The organism is Allocoleopsis franciscana PCC 7113 (genome assembly GCF_000317515.1).
In the GTDB taxonomy this organism is placed as follows: Bacteria; Cyanobacteriota; Cyanobacteriia; order Cyanobacteriales; family Coleofasciculaceae; genus Allocoleopsis; species Allocoleopsis franciscana.
In genome coordinates, this window is sequence record NC_019738.1 from 1,816,018 (window position 1) to 1,833,974 (window position 17,957).

The 17,957-nt window shown below is 45.9% G+C and carries 12 protein-coding genes; 8 read left to right on the forward strand and 4 right to left on the reverse strand.

The genetic code is table 11. From position 1 onward, the window contains the following. Positions 1–55: 55 nt before the first annotated feature. Positions 56–1,021 carry a homogentisate phytyltransferase gene (locus MIC7113_RS07600; protein WP_015181593.1) on the forward strand — a complete coding sequence of 322 codons (966 nt, stop codon included), beginning with the start codon at positions 56–58 and terminating at the stop codon, positions 1,019–1,021. 175 nt (positions 1,022–1,196) lie between these two features. On the opposite strand, the gene MIC7113_RS07605 is transcribed toward MIC7113_RS07600, so the two are convergent. Both MIC7113_RS07605 and MIC7113_RS07610 read right to left on the reverse strand, forming a co-directional pair. Then, complete coding sequence (locus MIC7113_RS07605) at positions 1,197–1,793, reverse strand: hypothetical protein (RefSeq protein ID WP_015181594.1); 597 nt, start codon at positions 1,791–1,793, stop codon at positions 1,197–1,199. Positions 1,794–2,069: 276 nt separating this feature from the next. Further along, positions 2,070–2,924, reverse strand: a complete 855-nt coding sequence (locus MIC7113_RS07610; RefSeq protein WP_015181595.1) for an AraC family transcriptional regulator — start codon at positions 2,922–2,924, stop codon at positions 2,070–2,072. A gap of 44 nt (positions 2,925–2,968) precedes the next feature. On the opposite strand from MIC7113_RS07610, the gene MIC7113_RS07615 reads away from it, so the two are divergent. The 4 genes from MIC7113_RS07615 to MIC7113_RS07625 are packed head-to-tail and all read left to right on the forward strand — an operon-like array spanning position 2,969 to position 6,216. Continuing rightward, the gene (locus MIC7113_RS07615; RefSeq protein WP_015181596.1) at positions 2,969–5,236 is read left to right on the forward strand and encodes a WD40 repeat domain-containing protein; all 2,268 of its coding nucleotides are present in this window, start codon (positions 2,969–2,971) and stop codon (positions 5,234–5,236) included. 51 nt (positions 5,237–5,287) lie between these two features. Further along, positions 5,288–5,629 (forward strand): hypothetical protein, encoded by a 342-nt coding sequence (locus MIC7113_RS07620; RefSeq protein ID WP_015181597.1) that lies wholly within the window; start codon positions 5,288–5,290, stop codon positions 5,627–5,629. 48 nt (positions 5,630–5,677) lie between these two features. Next, positions 5,678–5,893, forward strand: a complete 216-nt coding sequence (locus MIC7113_RS39185; RefSeq protein ID WP_081594639.1) for an element excision factor XisH family protein — start codon at positions 5,678–5,680, stop codon at positions 5,891–5,893. Continuing rightward, positions 5,881–6,216 (forward strand): XisI protein, encoded by a 336-nt coding sequence (locus MIC7113_RS07625; RefSeq protein ID WP_015181598.1) that lies wholly within the window; start codon positions 5,881–5,883, stop codon positions 6,214–6,216. Before MIC7113_RS39185 ends, MIC7113_RS07625 begins: the two co-directional genes overlap by 13 nt. Before the next feature lie 56 nt (positions 6,217–6,272). On the opposite strand, the gene MIC7113_RS07630 is transcribed toward MIC7113_RS07625, so the two are convergent. Beyond that, complete coding sequence (locus tag MIC7113_RS07630) at positions 6,273–6,884, reverse strand: hypothetical protein (RefSeq protein ID WP_015181599.1); 612 nt, start codon at positions 6,882–6,884, stop codon at positions 6,273–6,275. Positions 6,885–7,213: 329 nt separating this feature from the next. Here MIC7113_RS07630 and cobA point away from each other — a divergent pair, with 329 nt between their 5' ends. From cobA to MIC7113_RS33135, 3 genes are all read left to right on the forward strand, one after another. Then, positions 7,214–9,169 (forward strand): uroporphyrinogen-III C-methyltransferase, encoded by a 1,956-nt coding sequence (gene cobA, locus MIC7113_RS07635; RefSeq protein ID WP_015181600.1) that lies wholly within the window; start codon positions 7,214–7,216, stop codon positions 9,167–9,169. 268 nt (positions 9,170–9,437) lie between these two features. Continuing rightward, on the forward strand, positions 9,438–12,125 hold the full coding sequence (locus MIC7113_RS07645) for an EAL domain-containing protein (protein ID WP_015181601.1): 2,688 nt from the start codon (positions 9,438–9,440) through the stop codon (positions 12,123–12,125). Positions 12,126–12,293: 168 nt separating this feature from the next. After that, complete coding sequence (locus tag MIC7113_RS33135) at positions 12,294–16,487, forward strand: two-partner secretion domain-containing protein (RefSeq protein ID WP_015181602.1); 4,194 nt, start codon at positions 12,294–12,296, stop codon at positions 16,485–16,487. Here the strand turns inward: MIC7113_RS33135 and MIC7113_RS07655 are convergent. Beyond that, positions 16,484–17,881: an aldehyde dehydrogenase gene (locus MIC7113_RS07655; protein ID WP_226883669.1), complete on the reverse strand. Its 1,398-nt coding sequence runs from the start codon at positions 17,879–17,881 to the stop codon at positions 16,484–16,486. The two genes, MIC7113_RS33135 and MIC7113_RS07655, sit on opposite strands and share 4 nt — an antisense overlap. Between the last annotated feature and the right edge of the window lie 76 nt (positions 17,882–17,957).

Genomic DNA, 17,957 nt, shown 5'->3' on the forward strand with positions numbered 1-17,957 from the left:
TTGATGGCTGTATCACGGTAAGATATTTCTGGTTGATAGCCTTTTATCTTTCATAATGAGCCAAATTTCTTCTCCAACATCTACCCATTCTCCCATTAAACTGTTTGAACAACCCAGTCAATGGCTCTACGCCTTTTGGAAATTCTCGCGCCCTCACACGATTATTGGCACCAGCCTGAGTGTTTTGGCGTTGTATCTGATTACTGTGACAACCACTAATAGCCAAGTCACATTGGAAAGTATAGAGCAACTGCTGGGAGCGTTGCTGTCCTGTTTGTGCGGTAATGTCTACATTGTTGGACTCAATCAACTAGAAGATGTAGAAATTGACCAAATTAATAAACCCCATCTTCCAGTTGCTGCCGGTGAATTTTCGCGGCGACAAGCTCAAATTATTGTCGCTGTAACGGGTATCCTCGCATTACTATTAGCAGGTTTACTAGGGACATGGTTGTTCTTGATGGTGAGTATTAGTTTAGCCATTGGAACAGCGTATTCGCTCCCACCAATCCGATTGAAGCGATTTCCCTTTTGGGCAGCATTATGTATTTTTTCAGTTAGGGGAGCTATTGTTAATTTAGGGCTGTTTTTGCACTTTAGCAATTGTTTATTAGGGACTGTTCTGTTTCCCACTGCACCCGTGTGGGTGCTAACCTTATTTATTGTGGTATTTACCTTTGCGATCGCGATTTTCAAAGATATTCCCGATATAGAAGGTGACAAGCAGTACAACATCACTACATTTACGATCAAACTGGGTCAACAAGCAGTGTTTAATTTGGCTCGTTGGGTAATAACCGTATGTTATCTAGGGATGCTCATTGCCGGAATATTTTGGCTATCGGCTTCTGTTAATCCAATTGTTTTGGGTGTTAGTCATCTAGTATTGTTGGGTATCTTGTGGTGGCGGAGTCGGAATGTAGACTTGCAAGATAAAATCGCGATCGCACAGTTTTATCAATTTATCTGGAAACTCTTCTTCCTAGAATATTTAATCTTTCCCGCCGCCTGTTTATTATAAAGGCTGAAGGATGAAGAAGGAAGGATGCAAATCATTTCTACTTTATCCAGTGGAAAGCCGTTTTAACATCTCATCGCCTTTCACTCTTGACTTCAATCCCGGTTGTTTGTAGGGGCACGATAATATCGTGCCTTACCAGTGATGTAGTCTATCAGTAGCTGAAGCCCTTGAGAATTTAAGCAACTAACTCCTTCTGCTTTCTCGATGCCACTAAGCGAAGCATCATTGCTAAAACTAACAAGATGACCAAGGGAGAATAGCTCAGCATTGAATTGGGCAGCTTAAAGCTGTATTCAAACAGAAACCCTAACCAGAAAAAGTGCATTCCAGTACTGTGTAAAATCTTCCACCCGCGTTTACCTAACCAAGCGGCTGGGCGATTGAAGGAGGTTACAGTCATGGCAAACAGCAAGACGTAGCCAAATAGTCCCAATGGGTTGGAGGATGGAGCAGCGCCAGCCGTGACGAACCATAAACCGGAAAGAGCGATCGCATGATAAGTATGGGACACTGCCATTGATATTCCCAGATAACGGCGATTTTTCAGGAGCCATGCTGAGAGTGGAGTTGACCAAAGTTTGTGCAGCGAGGAAGCAACAAATGCACCGAGAAATAGGATGGTTGATGTACGAGCCGTTGCTCGAATTGCCATCCGCATTCCTTGTTCATCAATGCCATGAAACAGCCAAATTATGGCAACCATAGTGCCGACTGTCAGCGCTGAAAAACCAACGATGCGCCATCCTTGTAATGGGAATTTTGTACCTCTCATGCTTGGGAATTCCTTGAATATTGCTGGTGTTCAAAATCTTGCGCCACCTCTTTGACCCCCCTAACCTCCTCACTAAAGCTCCGGCTTAATAAGGGGGGAATATTAGGAAGAACTTTTATTATTAGGGGAACTTAGCTCCCTCCCCTTAGCAAGGGGAGGGCTGGGGTGGGGTAAAAACGATTGGCTACAAGATCTGATTGATAGGTACTTAATTTAGCGATCGCTCCCTAATCTTGTCTTGCCTAATCTCCCGAAAAATGTCCTAATCTTCAGAATTCACAGAGCTTTTCTGTATGCTTTAGGTGTCGTTTTAGTATGTTGGCGAAACACCCTCGTGAAATGACTTTGACTCGCAAAACCCACTTCCTGACAGATTTCCACAAGCGCTAATTCTTGATGGCGCAGCAACTGCTTGGCTTTCTCAATCCGGCATTTCATCACGTACTGATGCGGTGTAAATCCTGTAGATTGTTTGAATAAACTGGCAAAGTAATTCGGACTCATCCGCACGGCAGCAGCAATTTCAGCCAGCGTCAAATTTTGGTCTAAATGCTCGTTGATGTAGCTTACCGCTTGCCTTAGCTTATAGTTGGGCAATCCACCTGTATAGTCTTTAATCTTCTGTGGGTGGGAACAGTATCGCCTGAGTAAATGCGCCGATAGTGCTGTTGCCATAGACTCCGCGTAAAGCCGACTGTCGGTACCCCCAGCTTCTAACTCCGCCTTCAGTGCCAATCCCATGTGCTGAATTAAGGGATCGTGTATCTGCCATTGCGGTACTAACTCGACTTTATCTGGATTCACCGATTCACAAGCCGCACGGGTAAGTGTGGTAGGTTCGAGAAACAGTTCGAGTAATGGCACTTCGCGATCGACTTGTGTCTTGGGTAGGGATTGGGTAGCGGGGATAATGGCAATCTCCCCCTGAGCGTAATCTACCTGTTTCCAACGTCCATCAAGTAGATAGGTGGCACGAAAATCATCCAGAGCAATCAGAATAAAGTGCTGACGGAGGTGAGTTTCAGCCATTTCGTCAGCGGGTTCTAGCTCATAGATGAGGTTCAAGCCATCCCATCCTGACTCGAAGCTGGAGAGGAGGTGTAAGTGTACAGGCGGTTCGCTGCTGGACACGATCAAAGGTTATCTTGTTGATAGAAGCCTTACTGCTACTCATTATGACTCAGCCAAATCTTCTGGAACTTGCTAAGCAGGGAAATCCGAAGGCGATAGCTGCCCTAATGAACCGCCAGTTGCAGCCCAAGGGTATTACTGCGAAAGCTGGCATGAAAAATGGGTGTTTACAAATCATGTTGGAATCAGCTCAAGTGCCAAATCAACAAGCTCTAGTTACCCTCATCCGTAAGGCGGTGATGAGCTTGAAAGCTGAGTCTGTCAAAAAAGTAAAGATCTACGGGCGACAAACAGGTGAAGAATTTCCCGCTTGGGATCAAGAGTTTGATGTAATCGCACAAAGCGTATCGCTAGCTACACCAGTTGTTGCCACATCTGTATCACAGCCTCAAACCGAGACTTGGAGATATATACGCACTCTCCGAGGGCATTCAAGTTGGGTTAAATCCGTCGCTTTTCATCCCGATGGTCAGACTCTTGCTAGTGGCAGCCAGAGGGACGGCATCAAAATTTGGGATATCAAGGTAGGCAATGAAATCCGCACCATTAAGGAGCCAATGGATCAAAGTTGGGTTAATTCTGTCGCTTTTAGCCCAGATGGACAAAGCTTAGCTAGTGATACTGGAGGCTTTCAAGCCATCAAGATTTGGGATTGGCGCACGGGCAATGAACTCCGTACCTTCGGCGCTTTGTCTTTAGGACATTCAAACCTGGCTAAGACTGTTGCTATCTTCAGCACTTCTGTTGTTGGGCATTCAAACACGATTAAATCGCTCACCTTCAATTCGGATGGACAGACTTTTGCCAGTGGGAGTGCAGACGAAACCATAAAGATTTGGGATATCAAGAAGGGAAAAGAGATACGTACCCTTACAGGGCATTCATCGGGGGTTGAGTCTGTTGCCTTCGATCCCGAAGGGAAGATTCTCGCTAGTGGTAGTCACGACAAAACTACCAAGGTTTGGGATTGGCGCACAGGCGAAGAACTTTGCACCCTCAGAGGGCATGGAGACTCAGTTAAAGCAGTTGCTTTAAGTCCAGATGGTGAAACTCTTGCTAGTGGCAGTGAGGACAATACTATTGGGCTTTGGGATGTCAGGACAGGTAGGGAAATCCACACTCTAACGGGGCATTCAGACGTTGTCTTCTCTGTTGCCTTCAATGCTGATGGCAAAACCCTCGCTAGTGGCAGTGGAGACAAAACTATCAAGCTTTGGGATGTCAAAACTGGCAAGGAAATCCGCACCTTTAAAGGGCATTCCAAATCTGTTTATTCAGTCGCTTTTAGTACGGATGGACAAAGTCTAGCCAGTGGTTCCGAGGATCAGACAATCATGATTTGGCGGCGTGATTCAACACCCCCAGACTTGCCAGTGATTCCTGCGTCTACCTCACAACCTCGAACAAGAAACTGGAGTTGTGAACTTACCCTAACGGGGCATTCACGCGGGGTTGAATCCGTCGCTATCAGCCCAGACGGGCAGACTCTTGCAAGTGGGAGTAATGACAAAACCATCAAGGTTTGGCGACTAAGTACGGGTGAAGAATTGCACACCCTAGTAGGACATTCAGGTTGGTTTGCAGGAGTTCATTCCGTTGCCATTAGCCCGGATGGCCAGACAGTAGCTAGTGGCAGTATGGATAGCACCATCAAGCTGTGGCAGCTAGATACAGGCAGGCAAATCCGTACTTTTACCGGGCATTCACAGTTGGTTAAGTCCGTTGCCATTAGTCCGGATGGGCAGACTTTAATTAGTGGTAGTGGTGACAGAAACATCAAGCTGTGGCAGCTAGGCACAGGCAGAGAAATTAGCACGCTCAAAGGACATTCAAGCACAATTAATTCGGTAGCCATCAGCCCGGATGGGCAGACTCTTGCAAGTTGTAGTGATGACAAAACCATTAAAGTCTGGTGTGTAGACAGTGGTAAACTAATTCACACCTTAACAGGACACTCAGGCTGGGTTCATTCCGTTGCCTTTAGTCCAGATGGGCAAACCCTAGCTAGTGGTGGAAGTTATGAGGACAAGACCATCAAGCTTTGGCGGTTGAGTACAGGCGAAGAACTTTTTACTCTCACAGGACATTCAGATTGGGTTCTTTCTGTCGCTTTCAGTCCAGATGGACAGATTCTAGCCAGTAGCAGTAAAGACAAAACCATCATTGTTTGGCAGTTGGATACAGGTGAAGAAATCTGTACGCTCACAGGGCATTCAGATATAGTTTCTTCCGTCGCTTTCAGTCCAGATGGGCAGACATTAGTCAGCGGTAGTAATGACAACACTATTATGATTTGGTGTGTGTCTCCCTAACCCTTATCGCTTACTCAAATTAGTCAACTGTTTCATTTTTTAGTAGAGATCATGTTTCAGTGCCATATTCTTCTAATTGTTCCATTAGAGCTTGGTATACAAGTAGACTTTTCTTCAGTAAAAATTGCTGATTATGATTATGATCCTGGATTGCAAATAGGAGATGAGGTTCAGGCAACTTTTGAACAAGATGGGCAGAAATTTGATTTAGTAACATTAGTTACGAAACGGCATAAACGGGTTATCTCTAACAAAAGCTCTAAAAGTATTTTTAGGCTATATATCTATCTAGAAGCACAGGATAGAGAAAAAGTTGTGAAATGGGCTGAAACACTTAAAATAAGTGATTCTATTAAGGAACATCTACGCGATCACTCCGCAGAACAAAACTAGAGTGTGTTTACAAAGCCAGTCAATATTTTTCAGTAGTAAACTTCTACGCTGTTTGAGTTTTACCTCGCCGTTGGTCAGTTTATCAACTATCGCTTTCTCCTCAACAAAGTTGAGGCAGACCGAGAACTCTACCTTGGAGTTCCAGTTGAGACTTACGAAACATTCTTCAGGCGCGAGACGGTGCGAGAAATGACTCAAGCTTACCGTCTCAAAATTGCAGTTTATAACCCAGACTTGGAGGCGATCGAGCAATGGATCGAGTAGAACAATACCGAGGCTATATCAAACAACTCCTAACAGAATATGCCAGCTATAAGTCCCTGAACAAAACAATCGAGCGGCAATTTGTTTGTGATACCGAAAACGACCACTATCAAATTGTCAACATGGGTTGGGACGGGCATCGCCGCATCTATGGCTGTACTATCCACATTGATATCAAAAATGGCAAGATCTGGATTCAGCACAACATGACCGAAATCGACCTAGCCCAAGAATTAGTCAGCCTCGGTGTTCCCAAAGAAGATATAGTGCTTGGGTTTCATTCGCCCTTCATGCGACAGTTTACCGACTATGCAGTTAGCTGAAATGTTAATCAAGTAGATACCGTTGCGATGGTCAGCGATCGCAATCAGTGCTTCTTTCACAGTGCGGCAACGAGAATCCTCATCAACGGTTCTAAATCGGTTGGCACGCGATAAAGAGTCAATTCTTGCGTTACTAATTTGTGCTGACGGTGCAGGACACCGAACTGCCAAATTGTACCAGTCGAAACTGCTCCGACTATGTCTGGTTGTTGCTCCACCAATGTTGATTTTTCCCACTGATCGAGTGCGATGAGTTGAACTGCCATCTGGGTGAAACCATTCGTCAAATCCTCGTGCTTTGCCTCGACTACCAACAGATTTGTCTTTGTCCTGAGCAAATAATCCAACTCACCTTGAAGCCGATTACTCACCTTGAGTGCATACTCAATCCGCAACTGTGCTCGCGTGTAGTGAATTAAATCTTCCATCAGCGGTGCAATCAACATCTCTCGGCGTGATTGCTCATTTGTAAGATCGATATAAGGTAACACTTCTTCCATGCGCTCACGCCGTTCCTGTAATCGATCTAACTCACCCTGATATTGCGGTAAATCGATTAGAGTGCGATCTAGTGAATAGCCATACTCCGCCAACACTTCATCAGCTGGAGCTTTCAGTTTGCCAATTTCACTGAACGTATAAGTACGATTGGGGTCAAGTAGAGGCATAGAATTGCTCCTAAGTTGCGGTCGAACGTATAACTTAATTAAATGATGAAGTATGAATGCTGAATTATGAAGTAAGCATTCATGCTTTTACGCATCAGATTTGAACTTCCCTTAAATGTAGACCGCTAAAAAGTTTTAGTGGTGGGAACATTGGTCACCTGAATTATTCTTGTTTTTCTTATTTCATAATTCATAATTCACAATTCAGAATTCTTGGTGACTTCCCAGAAATAAATTATTCAATGCTGTATCTTCGGGTGTTAGCCTGGTTGGGCGTAAAATCAGGAAAGCTTGAGTCTGTATGACGCGACACGAAAGGTTTACCGCAAATGGGCAAAGTTTACCTGGTAGGTGCAGGGCCGGGAAATATCGAATATCTCACAATTCGGGCACAGCAGTTGCTGGAACAAGCCGAGGTACTCATCTACGATGCCTTAGTCGATGAGCGATTGTTGACGTTAGTGCCCCCCAACTGCATTCAGTTCGATATGGGGAAACGGGGTGGACGCCCCAGCCCGTCCCAATCCGAGATTAACCAATTGATGGTAGAACAGTGTCGGCAAGGCAAACAGGTTGTCAGGCTCAAAAGTGGCGATCCGTTTATTTTTGGTCGCGCTACCTCGGAAATCTTATCCTTGCAGGAAGCTAACTGTCCGTTTGAGGTGGTGCCGGGAATTTCCTCCGCCCTAGCGGCACCGTTACTCGCTGGAATTCCCCTCACGGATACCGTATTGAGTCGAGGCTTTGCGGTGGTGAGTGCCCATGAACCAGAAGAGTTGGACTGGGAAGCGTTGGCACGGCTGGAGACAGTGGTGATTTTGATGGGTACACGTCATCTGGGGGAAATTGTCAAGCAATTGCAACGCCATAAGCGATCGCCTTCTTCACCCATCGCCGTGATTCGTGATTGTGGACGCCCCGAACAACAGGTTTGGGTCGGCACTTTAAAGGATATCGTTAAGCAAACAACGGGTATCTCTCTCTCCCCAGCGGTGATTGTCATCGGTGAAGTGGTGGGGTTACGGGACTATTTGCAATCCCCCAGTGAACCAGAAGTGCCCTCTTCTCCGGAAGTGGTTATTGGTGAAGAGTTGAGGGTGGAAGCGTGGGACGTTAAACCTTTACCCGAATTGAAGGTTGATACGTCGCCCGGTGAAGAGTTGCCCGTCTTAAACCTGGAACAGTGGAACGTTGAACCTTCACCCGAATTGAATGATGACACATTGCCCCCTGAAGAGTCACCCGGATTTAATGTGGCACAGTGGGACGTTAAACCTTTACCCGAATTGAAGGTTGACAATCCGCCCCCTGAAGAGTCACCCGACTTGACAATTGAACAACTCAACATTGAAATTTCACAAGCCCTAGAGGTGAACCCGTTGCCCGTTGAACCTTCTCCAGAAAACTTACAACCTGTTAACCTTCAACCTGTTAACCTTCAACTCGATAACGTGCAACCTTCCCCCCTCACCCCATCGTTACCATTGACGGGTAAAACCGTCTTAGTCACCCGTTCAGCGGGACAATCTAGCCATTTTAGCTACCTTCTGCAACAAGAAGGAGCCGAGGTGATTGAAATGCCTGCCTTGGTGATTACTCCGCCGTCTAGTTGGGAGGAGTTGGATCATGCGATCGCTCAACTCTATAACTTTGATTGGTTAATTCTCACCTCTAGCAACGGCGTTGAGTACTTTTTTGAACGACTGCACGCCCAAGGAAAAACCAACCGTGCCTTAGGTACGGTGCAAATTGCGGTGGTGGGCAAAAAAACAGCCGCTAGTCTTAAAGCACACGGATTGGAACCTGACTTTATTCCTCCCAATTTTGTGGCAGATTCCCTCGTCGAGCACTTCCCAGAACCCCTAGAGGGTAAAAGCATCTTGTTTCCCCGTGTGGAAAGCGGGGGCAGAGATGTTTTGGTGAAGCAGATTACCGCCCAAGGCGCAGAAGTCACAGAAGTTGCCGCCTATGAGTCAGGGTGCCCTGCCCAAATGGCACCTGCCGCTAAGACAGCTCTGCAACAACAAAGGGTAGATATTATCACCTTTGCCAGTTCCAAAACCGTCAAGCACTTTGTTCAACTCTTAGAAACATCCCTACCGGAAGATGCCCCAGGGCTTCCTATTGCCCAATCCCGACTCGAAAACGTCTGTGTCGCCTCCATTGGCCCGCAAACGTCCATCACTTGCCGTCAACTGTTGGGGCGAGTGGATGTGGAAGCCCAGGAATATACTTTAGAAGGTCTGATTCAGGCAATTGTGCAGTGGACGACAGACAGATATTGACCAAAAAAGGCAGAAGGCAGGAGGCTCCAGGGCAGAAGGTTTACTCTTATGCACACGCCTCCTGTTACTAAAGCGGTGGAAAGGGAGCAAGGATACAGAATATTTGGAAACTGAGATTGCAGCTAAAATTAAGGATGATAATAACAAAGTAATCTCATCTGGACAAACCCAGGTCTACGAAGAGGTTTTTCTCTTAGGAGAACCAGATCGAAGGTATCTATCCCAATAAAATCTCTACCGCAACCATTAAACAGAGGTGGTTGATTTAATGGCAATGGCGCAGGACATCACCGAACAGAAACGGCTTCTTGAAGAACTTAGACGAGAAAAAGAAGATTTATCCGCACTCATTACCGTCACAACCAATGGCATTAGCACGTTGCATTTAGACGAATTATTGGAAGTGCTCCTTGGGCGCATTGTAGAAGTGATGCGTGCCGATGCGGCTGTCCTTCTTTTGAAACAAAATAACCAACTCTATGTCCGATCCAGTCTAGGGATAGATGCAGAATCTCGCTTAAATTATGTTATATCCATTGGCGAAGGATTTGCGGGTACAATCGCGGCAACTAGGCAGCCGCTTTACATTGAAGATGCTCAAACCGACTCGCATCTTTTCGCCCTCAAACCGGGCAACATCCATTCGATTCTGGGTGTCCCACTGCAACGCCAGGGCGAATTAGTCGGTGTCCTGCATGTGGATTGGCAGAGTATTCATCCCCAAAGCGCTCGCGAACTTCACCTGTTGGAAATTACTGCCGAACGCTGTACAATGGCGATTCTCAATGCTCAGTTGTATGAACGAACCAAACAGCTCCAAGAACGCCTCCAACTGCAAATTAACCAGATGCCGATCGCTTGTATAATTAGCGATCACCAATTGTGCGTCACCGACTGGAATCCCGCTGCTCAAAAAATCTTTGGCTTTAGTCAACAAGAGGCACTGGGGAAAAAATTGTGTGAGTTAATCGCTCCCGTTGCCGTTCGTCCGCATCTAGAAACGAGTTTTCGACAACTGGTGGCGGGGGAGAAGACGGTACACAGCGTCAACGAAAACTTAACTCAAGAGGGACGTACCATCATTTGTGAATGGTATCACACGCCCCTCAAGGAATCTGATGGCGCGGTCGTTGGTATGCTCTCCATGGCGCAAGACATCACGGAGCGCCAGCAGGCTGAGCAAGAGTTGCGGAAAAAGGATGAGCAATACCGAACTTTAGCTCGAAATTTTCCCAATGGTGCTGTGTTTTTATTTGACCGTAACTTACGCTACATTCTTGCCGAAGGATCGGAACTCTCAGCTCTCGGACTCTCCAGCGAGTTGGTTGAAGGAAAAATGTTTCGAGAAACCTTTGAACCAGAAATCTGTAATCTGTTGGAGCCAGTTTATCATCAGGCACTCGCGGGAATAACCACAACCTTGGAAGTCCCCTATGCCAACCGGGTATACCTGTTGCAAGTCCTTCCCGTAACTAATCGTTCCGGAGAAATCTTGGCGGGCATGGCTGTTGCTCAGGATATAACGGAGCGCAAGCATACCGAAGCCCAATTGTGGCGCTATGCCTATTACGATGCGTTAACCGGCTTACCCAACCGGGCTTTATTTTCCAAGCGTTTAGGAGAGCGAATCGAAGCGGCCAAACAGCATAACACGGGTTTATTTGCCGTTCTGCTGCTCAAGCTAGAACACTTTGAGATGGTGAAATATAGCCTGGGGCACAACATGGCAGATCAATTAATTATTGCCACTGCTCGACGACTAGAGGCGCATCTGCAACCGAGCGCAACACTGGCACGAGTGGGGACAGATGAGTTTGCCATTCTCCTAACGGAACTGCAAAATCATGATGAAGCGACCGATCGAGCCGATTGCATTCACCGACTTTTGATCTTACCGTTCGACCTCCAAGGACGTGAGGTGTTTTCTACCTCCAGCATTGGAATTGCTTTGGGTGGGACAGACGAATTCCCCTGTATCGTTTCTCTGCCGGAGTTTTTTCCCAACTTATCCCCAGAAATTCCCCCTCCATCTTCATCGTCTCAGGAACTTACCTGTTCTGAACGACCCGAAGATTTTTTACGGGCGGCTGATACCGCAAGGCATCATGCCAAAGTTCAGGCCCATGTGAGTCATGCTGTTTTTAATCCTGCCATGCACGAGCAAGCAGTGGCACGCTTTCAGTTAGAAACAGACTTACGACGTGCGATCGAACGCCAGCCATTTCAGGTTTACTATCAACCCATCATCTCTTTGGCAATGGGTAAGATCACAGGTTTTGAAGCCCTAGTGCGCTGGATTCATCCCACACGAGGCATGGTATCACCAATGGAGTTTATTCCCCTCGCTGAAGAAACGGGATTAATCAGTTTCATCGATTGGTGGGTATTGCGAGAAGCTTGCACTCAGTTAAGGATTTGGCAACAGGCATTTGCGAAAGATTCAGCCTCTTTAACAATGAGCGTCAATTTTTCTGGCTTGCATCTAGTACAGTTGGGTTTATTGGAACGTCTTGATCAAGTTCTGCGAGAAACGGGTGTCGAAGGATGCAATTTGAAGTTAGAGATTACAGAAAGCGGTTTACTGAAAAATGCTACCTCTGGAACTGAAATTCTACAGGAGCTAAAAACCTTGGGAGTCAAGCTCTCAATTGATGACTTTGGTACTGGCTATTCATCTTTAGCTCGTTTGCATCAGTTACCCATTGATACGTTAAAGATTGACCGTTCTTTTGTCAGTCGGATGGGCAATGAGGGGGAGAGTTTAGAAATTATCCGAGCTATTATGATGTTGGCTCATAGTTTAGAAATGGATGTAATTGCTGAGGGAGTGGAAACCCAAGAGCAGCTATCACGGTTGCGATCGCTTAATTGTGAATATGGGCAAGGGTATTTCTTCTCTAGACCGGTGGATAGTCAGCGAGCTGAAGAGTTGTTAGCCGCTCAGTTACAGTGGTAGAGCAGCACGTTATTATTTGTGACTGTTTATTTATTTCAATAAGCTCAACATCAGTTTTTATTAGGCTAGAATTAATATTTCCAAAATTTTGCTCCGATTGGGAGATTTCTCAGTAAAAGTGAGATTGAGTCAGGAGCGCAATTAAAAGGGGTAAGGGGTGGTTTTGTCATGGCAATTTATCTGGGGCGTTGGGGTTGGGGATTAGGGTTAGCAGGAGTTTTATTATGGGGTGAAGCAAACTTATTCGGAAGTCCGACTTTAGCTCAGATTACACCCGATGCTACTTTAGGAGCAGAAAGTTCTGTTGTTACACCTAACGTTAATGTTAGGGAATTTCCTGCTGATCGCATTGAGGGTGGAGCAGTTCGAGGAACTAATTTATTCCACAGTTTTCAGGAATTCAATGTTGGGAATGGGCAGCGAGTTTACTTTGCTAATCCTACAGGAATTGAGAATATTCTGAGTCGGGTGACGGGTAATAACCTCTCGAATATTCTGGGAACGTTGGGGGTGGATGGGGGAGCAAATCTATTTTTGCTTAATCCTAATGGCATTATCTTTGGTTCAAATGCTCAATTGGATATTGCGGGTTCGTTTGTAGCAAGTACGGCGAACAGTGTAGTGTTTGATAATGGCTTTGAGTTTAGTGCCAATAACCCAGAATCACCGCCACTATTAACAGTCAATGTTCCCCTTGGGGTGCAGTATGGCACCAATCAATCCAGAACCACTATTACTAATACTGGGAATTTAGCAGCAGGGCAAAATTTAACTTTAGATGCTGGAAATCTTGATTTACAGGGTCAACTTCAGGCTGGCAATAATTTAACGTTGCAAGCACAAGATACAGTCAAAATCAGGGATAGTATCACTAATCCTTTTGTTGCTGCTGCTGGGGAGCAATTACTGGTTCAGGGTAATCAAATTGTTGATATTTTTGCGTTGAATCATCCCAATAGTGGGTTGTATTCGGGTGGGGATATGGTGTTAAGGTCACCTGATGCTGTGATGGGTGATGCTCACTATTGGAGTGGTGGGAATTTTAGAATTGAGAAGTTGGATGGAAGTTTAGGGGATTTAGAAAGTCCTGATGACCCGATCATTCGTGCTAGTGGGGATGTTAATTTTGCCAATTATATCGGAGCTTCACTACATATTTTTGCAGGGGGTTCAGTCACTATTAATGATGTGACGATTACAGGTGCAGACTTAACAGGAAACGCAATTGTAGAACCGAACGTGATTTTGTCAAATGGTACAACTCAGGATATCGATGGCATTAATCAACCGACTCTTGATATCCGAGCCGGAACTACTGCATTTAATCCTATAGGAAATATAGGTGTACCTCTTCCCGCAGGACTTACTACTACTGCGACTCCAACAAGTGCCAATATTACCATAGGCAATATAGATGTAACGGTTCCTAATGGTCTTGTTTTTCTCACCAATCAGTACCAACCCAACACAACATTGCCTGGTGGAAACATTCAAGTTACAACAATCGATACTCGTAGCAATATTGATAACGGTGGGAATGTCATTATCGACTCTCGCGGTAACATTACACTCCCTGGTAATGGTTTCATCAATACGTCTTCTTCTGCTAACAATGCTGGTAACGTCACTCTAATTGCTAATGGCTCATTTTCCTCTACAGGTGGCGATATTGGCAGCACCATTAGCTCAAGGGTTGGGGCTAAGGGAGGTGACATCAACATTCAAGCGGAGTCACTTTTCCTATCAAACGCTTCTGTTGTGGAAAATTCTGTGAGTTCTGGCGGGATAGGAAATGCTGGCAACGTGAATATTAATGTCCGCAACAGTGTTACCCTTACTCAAACCAATTACGGAGCAAACCCCACTTTAATTTCGAGTGAAGTAGGTTCTGGGGCAGTGGGTAATGGGGGCAAGATTAATATACGAGCTGGGTCACTTTTGATCGAGGGTACAGCGGGAGTGCAAGTTCCGAGTGAGGGGCGAGGAAATGCTGGAAACGTCTTTGTGCAGGTTGATGATTCCGTATCTCTCATAGATGGCGGGATTATTTATAGTCCTGTATCAACAGGAGGTCAAGGAAACGCTGGAACTATTCAGATTTTTGCCCCTAATTCTGTAACTATATCTGGAGTTAATCCAGATAGAGGACGGAATGGAGGCGTTTCTAGCGGCTTGTTTACTAGTACAGCGACACGTACAAGCGGTCAAGCCGGAGGTATTACTGTCAACACAGGTGTCCTGAGAGTGCAAAATGGTGCAGTTGTGAACGCTTCAACCTCAAATTCTAGTGATGGCGGTACTGTTGGTATTAATGCCAATAGCTTAGAACTAACAGGTGGTGGACAAATTCTTGCAGTTACTCGTGGTAGTGGTAGTGCGGGTACTGTCAGCCTCAATATCGCTGATACTGTCACCATTTCTGGCAGTGACCCCAACTTTTTGAGCCGCTTAACCCGATTTGGTCGCGATGTAGTCACAAATGAAGATGCTGCTAGTGGAATATATACCGATGCTTCTCTTGGCTCTACAGGGAACGGAGGCAACCTAGATATGCTCACAAGACAGCTAAATGTTAGTGATGGCGGACAAATTCTCACCTCTTCCTTTGGAACAGGGAATGCTGGAGAATTATCCATCACTGCCACAGATTCTATAAATGTGGTTAACCCCAATAGCCGTATCATTACATCTTCTTTTGGCTCTACAGGAAACGGAGGCAAGCTATCTATTAGTACAAGTCAGTTGAATGTCAGCGATGCGGCAGAAGTTGCCACTAATTCGTTTGGCGCAGGCAAAGCTGGAGACTTATCAATCACTAATGCAGATACCGTAACTGTAAGTAACCAAGGACTTTTATCTACAGGCTCACTCGGTTCAGGAAATGGCGGCACCCTATCGATAAGCACAAGACAATTAGATGTAATCAATAGCGGTCTTGATGGAGGAATTTCCACTATCGCTATAGGTACTGGAAATTCAGGAAACTTATCAATTGTCGCCACAGAATCTATGAATGTGGTGGGTGGAAGCAACGTGATTACTTCCTCTGATAAAGGTACAGGCATTGCTGGTTCTATTGACATTACAACCAACAGATTAAGTATTCGGGATGGGTCTAGGGTTGTTAGCAGTACTATTGGCGCTGGTGATGCTGGTGATGTTACGATTCGGGCGACTGATTCCGTTGAAGTTGTTAATCTTAGTAAACTTTCTTCCGATACATTTGGTAATGGCAACGCTGGTGATTTAAATATTGAAACCGGAAAGCTATCAATTCAGAATGCAGAAGTCTCCACTGGTACTTTTGAAAATAGTACAGGTCGGGGAGGAAACTTATCTATAAATGCCTCTAATGTAGAACTCATTGGAGGTAGCATAGCGACTGCAACACGGGGTCAGGGCGAGGGCGGAGACATTCGGTTGCAGGCGAACTCCCTCAACCTTAGCAATCAGGGAACTATCACCAGCAGCAGCGAGGGCAAGGGAAATGCGGGTAATGCCGGAGATATTTTTATTAATCTCAGCGATCGCTTAACATCAAATCGTGGCATCATTGCTGCCACCTCTGCTCAAACTGGGGGTGGTGACATTAATATTACTGCTGACGATATCCGTCTTCGTGATAGCAGCGTCATCAGTAGTAGTGTCTTTGATAGCAATGGTGGCGGCGGCAATATTACAATTAAGTCCACCATCTTCCTGGCTTTAGATGATAGCGACATTCTGGCAAATGCAGATGCTGGGCCAGGAGGCAGTATCACGATTAACTCCCCCGGATTTGTGGCTAACCTATTTGCTAGAGGTCAAGCCGTAGCGGTAGGACGTAATCCAGGTGATTTATCTCGGTTTCGGAATAACGGTCAGGTTGATATTTCGGATGACTTTGCTAGATTTGCTGGTAACAATCGGACTGATATCTCTACCGCCTCGGTAAGTAACACTAGTGGCCCAGCCACTTTCCCCAATGTTGAGCAGATACGGGCTGTAGCTTCATTACCGTCTGATTTGGTCGATCCAGAAGACTTAATTGACCGCCGATGTGCTCCGAGTAGCAGTACCAAGACAAGCCGCTTTACGATTACAGGACGTGGTGGTTTGCCCCCCAATCCTAATGACCCCTTAATGTATCAAGACGAGTTGGTTGATTGGGTTACCCTTGAAAACCCGGAAGAAACTTCTAGTAGCAAAGCTTCTAATACTAATTCCACTCCTTCTCATCCCCAGCAACTTGTGGAAGCACAAGGCTGGGTGATTGGTGAAGATGGTAAGGTAATGCTGACGGCTTCTGCATCCACCGCCACGCCGGGGAATTCTGGGTTAGGATACCCGTCTTGTGAGGAGAACCAAGCGACTACCGATTAACCAATAATTCGCTTGAGCAGAGACAGCTTACCTTTGTAAGGGGGATACCGCCAATTTTGATCGAACCAAAGCCCTTTCTTTAACACACTTTTGTAATGAGAAAAGGTATCAAAACTGGCTTTCCCGTGATAACTACCGATGCCGCTATCCCCAACACCCCCGAATGGCAGGGTTGAGATGCCGACGTGCATCACGGTGTCGTTGATACAAACGCCGCCAGAGGAAGTTTCCTGCAACACTTGCTGCTGCTTTTGTTTGTCTTTGGAGAAGATATAGAGGGCTAAGGGCTTTGGTTGAGCATTAATTTGTGCGATCGCCTCCTTCAAGTCTGTATACTCAATCACAGGTAGAATGGGGCCAAAAATTTCTTCTTGCATCACGGGCGAGTCCCAGGAAACCCCATCAATCAACGTTGGAGCGATATACTTTTCCTCTGGCTTGGTTTGTCCGCCCATGACGATTTCCCCATCCTTTAATAGGGGTGCAAGTCGCTCAAAATGTCTGTGGCTAATCAGCCGACCGTAGTCGGGGCTTTGAGACGGGTCATCTCCATAAAACTCTGCTGCACATTTTTGAATTTCTGTCAATAGGTCGGATTTGATCCGGCGATCCACTAACAGATAGTCTGGAGCAATACAGGTTTGACCCGCATTCAGGTATTTGCCCCAAGTGATGCGTTTTGCCGCATGTTTGAGGTCAACATCCGCATCCACAATACAAGGACTTTTCCCCCCTAATTCCAAGGTTACAGGGGTAAGATGTTTCGCCGCTGCCTGCATCACAATTTTGCCGATCGCCGTCCCACCCGTGAAAAAGATATGATCGAATTTCTCCTCTAAAAGTTGTTGACTGGTCTCAACGCCACCTTCCACAACGGCAATATAAGCTGGGTCAAAGGTATTTTGGATCAGATCAGCAATCACTTTAGAGGTATTGGCCGCCATCTCAGAGGGCTTGAGGACAGCACAGTTCCCAGCGGCAATGGCTCCGGTTAAAGGAGAAATCATCAACTGGAATGGGTAATTCCAAGGGGAGATAATCAGAACCACACCCAAGGGTTCGGGATAAACTTGAGCAGAGGCAGGAAATTGCTCGATGCCAGTCGAGACTTTCTTGGGTTTAGCCCACGATTTAACATGTTTGATGGCATAGTTAATTTCTGCGATCGTGGTAATCTCAAAATACGCTTCAAAATCCGGTCGCCCCAAGTCAGCTTTGACGGCCTTGACGATTGCTTCTTGATAATCAATGACCGCTTGTTTGAGACGTTTGAGCTGTTCGATGCGCCATGCCACATCCTTCGTTTTGCCCGTAGCAAAAAATTCGCGTTGCTGGCGGATGATGTCTTTTACTGGGACTTGAGTCAGCATTTTCCTGTCCTTGAATGCCTCAATCGTAATGTAGCAGAACCTCTGAAGGGTTGACTTTTGATATTCTTAATTCAAAGCGTACACTTCATTCCTGATCACT